Source organism: Planktothrix sp. FACHB-1355, from assembly GCF_014748295.1.
Lineage (GTDB): Bacteria > Cyanobacteriota > Cyanobacteriia > Cyanobacteriales > Aerosakkonemataceae > Aerosakkonema > Aerosakkonema funiforme_A.
Map to the genome: position 1 here is coordinate 1 of NZ_JACJUP010000761.1, position 3,505 is coordinate 3,505.

Here is a 3,505-nt window from a genome sequence, read left to right on the forward strand (position 1 = left end):
CTTTGGCTGGAGTAATCCAGTCGCAAGCAAGCTGAGTCTATGAATGAAGAATCCCCGTCCCTTTAGGGCTCTTGAGTGTCAATAAAGCATCCATATATTGATGGGAAACTTCTACATTTTGCAATGCGGCTTTGAACAAATTTTTGCAAAGCAGTGCCAGCCAAAAACGCGAAGCAATAAGTTGAGCCACATAAAATGCCTCTAGCTCGATTTCTCCGGTAATATTTGTGTTACTGCCTGTGACAACGTGCCAGATATCGTGAGTTTCAGTTATATGCCACATCAAAAAAGAGCGATCGTCATTAGGTATATTGCTCGTTATAAATTATCCAAATTGATTTTAACTGAATTATTGGCGCTGCCAAATTTGAATCGTACCGTCTACACTCCCAGCCACAAGCATTTGACCGTTGGGACTGATGGCTGCGGATATGAGAGAACTAGCTGAATCTCCCCGAAGACTGCACAGATCGAAACCTGTTTCTAAATGCCAAATCTTGAGCGTACCATCTGCGCTGCTGCTGATGATATTTTCACCATCGGGACTGAAAATCACAGATGTAACTGCACCTGTATGACCGATGAGAGTGGAGATGCGATCGCGAGTGCCCAAATCCCATAATTTGATTGTTCGATCGGTACTGGCGCTGGCGAACAGAAGCCCATTGGGATGAAAAGCGATCGCGCCAATTGCACCTATATCCCCGCTCAAAGTGTGCAACAGCTGTCTGGTGTTCCAATGCCAAAATTTGATGTTTCCGTCCGCACCACCACTAGCAAGCAACTGTCCGTCCGGACTGAACGCGATCGCACTCACGGCTCCTAAATGACCTGTGAGAGTGTATATCTGTTTTCCCGTTGCCAAAGACATTACTTTGATCGTCTGGTCAAAACTGCCGCTAGCAAGGGTTTTGCCATCAGGTGCGATCGCCACAGAACGCACCGATCCGGAATGTTCCCTGAAAGTATCTATCCCTACTCCTGTTTCCGCATCCCATAACTTAACGGTAAGATCCGATCCGCCACTGGCAATAATTTCAGCTTTTTGATTGTGGGTATTCGTCGTATAAGAAGCGTAAGCAATGCTATAAACTACACCTGCTTTTTCCGAAATTATCCGGATTAATTCCCCAGTGTGCAAGTTCCAAATTTTAATTCTGCCATCAAAACTGGCACTGGCTATTTTTTCCCCATCCGAACTTATCGCCACAGCAGCTACCCAGTCCGTATGTGCTGTTAAAGTTTGCACACAACTCCAAATTTGTGGATCGGGTTGATTGATAAGTGCCGATATCGGTTGAGAAGGTTCGCTCTTGTTTTGCGCGGGCGGAATATTTTCTTCATCGGAAGTTTTGCCACCCTGGCTTTCTTCCTTAATTTGTTGTGCCAGTTGAAGAGCTAAGATTTCCTGCTTTAGTTCGTCCAGTTGGTTTTGCAACCAATAACAATCACTTTCCCAGCTTTGCGATCGCTCGCTTGTTCCTGCTAACTCTGTTTGGTTTTCCTGTTGAATATTTAAAATTTCCTCTTTTAGCTGATTGATTTGGTTTTGCAGTTCCAAATTACTGCTAGCTTCTGGAGATGTTTTTTCCTGTCGAATCGCTAAGATTTGTTGTTTTAGCTGGTTAACTTGATTTGGCAGTTCTAAATAAGCGCTGGCGTCTGGAGATGATTTGGCCAAAATCCGCGATATTTGTTGTTTTAGCTCATCGAGTTGACTTTGCACTTCCAAATAAGCGCTAGCTTCTGGAGATGTTTTTTCCTGTCGAATCGCCAAGATTTCTTGTTTTAGCTCATCGAGTTGACTTTGCACTTCCAAATAAGCGCTAGCTTCTGGAGATGATTTCTGCTGTCGAATCGCCAAGATTTCTTGTTTTAGCTCATCGAGTTGACTTTGCAGCCTATAAGACTCGTTTTCCGAAGTTAACCTTTCTTGCCTAGTTTGTTTTTCCAGTTGAGGTTCTTGTACTTGCGCTTTTAGTTCATCGAGCAGATTGGAAATAGCCGAGATGCTTTGAGAAAATTTTTCGATCGCCTGTTCTAAATTCTCTACCCTTGTGGAAAGCGAAGAATTGTTGAGGTATTGCACAACACTTCTCAGAGAGTCCTGCAAACTGGCATACTGTTCCCGCAGATCGGCGACATCTCGATAGATGGGATTGAGGTTAGTCCTTACAGATGAAGCCACAACCTGTTGCAATCGATCGGACTGCAAGGGAAGCAATTCTGGCGAAGAAGGTAAAGAACCAACTGAGGCGTAAAAAGATTCGATATCCCCGGCAATTTGTCGCTGAAAGCGGCTAATCGCAGCACTGGTACTCTGTTTGGTTTGGATCTCAGAGCGACGGCGAACGATCGAGTTCAGGATCGCCAAAACCGATAGCGGTATAGCCACGTAGACGATCTGTCCGCCGATCGCAGCTACGATTGTCCCAGCCACCGAGCCAGCCAGGAAAACATATTCCGCAATTTCTAACCGACGATAGTTGTTAACCATTCAACAGCTGTAACTCGTCCTTCCATCTGAATGATATCAGCCTCAGCACAGAGGTATCTTTACGAAGAGCAAGTTTTCCAATTCGATCGCACCAGCTACACCAAACTCGTCAAATCAGTAGCTGATATTTTTCCTGAGCCAATTTGTAAAGCGGACGCCACACTAAACGATTGGTCAGCACCACCAGCACAGACATTACCGTTGTAGCTGCTAGAAGTAAAGGAAAATTGCCCGTTGCGGTAGCTTGAGAAATTGTTTCCCCTAAGCCGATCGTCGTGACGACCTGACCCCGAAAATGTACATATTCGCTGACAATACTGGCATTCCACGCCCCACCCACAGCTGTAATAATGCCGGTAATCAGATAGGGAAAAATTCCTGGCAGAATTAAAGTGCGCCAGCGTTCCAGAATCGAAAGTTTGTACACAAACGCCGCTTCAAACAATTCTGCTGGGATAGCCTGAGCGCCAGCAATCACATTGAAAAGGATATACCACATGGTTCCCAACATCATGAGGGCGATCGAGCCGATTTGCAAACCGCCGCCTACATGGATAAGCGCCAGTAACAAAACTGGAAATAAAGCAGTTGCGGGTACTGAAGCCGCAATTTGCACAAGCGGTTGCAAGATTTGAGCGAGTCGGGGATTGCGTCCGATCGCTACTCCCACCGGCACAGTCCATACTAAAGATAAGGCTAAGGCGCAAATCACGCGCAAGGCAGTCAATACAGCGCCGACTATTACCTTTTGCCAATCAGCCAAAGTTAATACTCGCAGCAATAAAACTGCTTCCCAAGTTCCCCACAGGACGATTATGGCTGCACCGCTGACAAAAAGCCAATTCAGCCAACGGATCGGAGCGAAGCGACCGGGCGGATTTGCGGGTAAGTTGCTGACTGGAAATGCTCTCACCAAACCGCGATCGACTGCTGACTGCAATGGTTGCCAAAATCTTTCCGATATTATCCGCAAAGTTGGAGAACGACGCAGAAAGTCTAACACCGCCG

3 protein-coding genes are annotated in these 3,505 nt (G+C 46.0%); all 3 read right to left on the minus strand.

Annotated elements, in window-relative coordinates; translation table 11 throughout:
• Positions 1-37: 37 nt before the first annotated feature.
• A complete protein-coding gene (locus H6S82_RS24440) occupies positions 38-322 on the minus strand; it encodes a Coq4 family protein (RefSeq protein ID WP_322112029.1) in 285 nt (94 codons plus the stop codon).
• A 27-nt stretch (positions 323-349) separates the two neighbouring features.
• On the minus strand, positions 350-2,497 hold the full coding sequence (locus H6S82_RS24445) for a WD40 repeat domain-containing protein (RefSeq protein WP_190475202.1): 2,148 nt from the start codon (positions 2,495-2,497) through the stop codon (positions 350-352).
• Between the two features lie 109 nt (positions 2,498-2,606).
• Positions 2,607-3,505: ABC transporter permease subunit (locus tag H6S82_RS24450; RefSeq protein ID WP_191056846.1), on the minus strand; the 899-nt coding region annotated here is incomplete at its 5' end.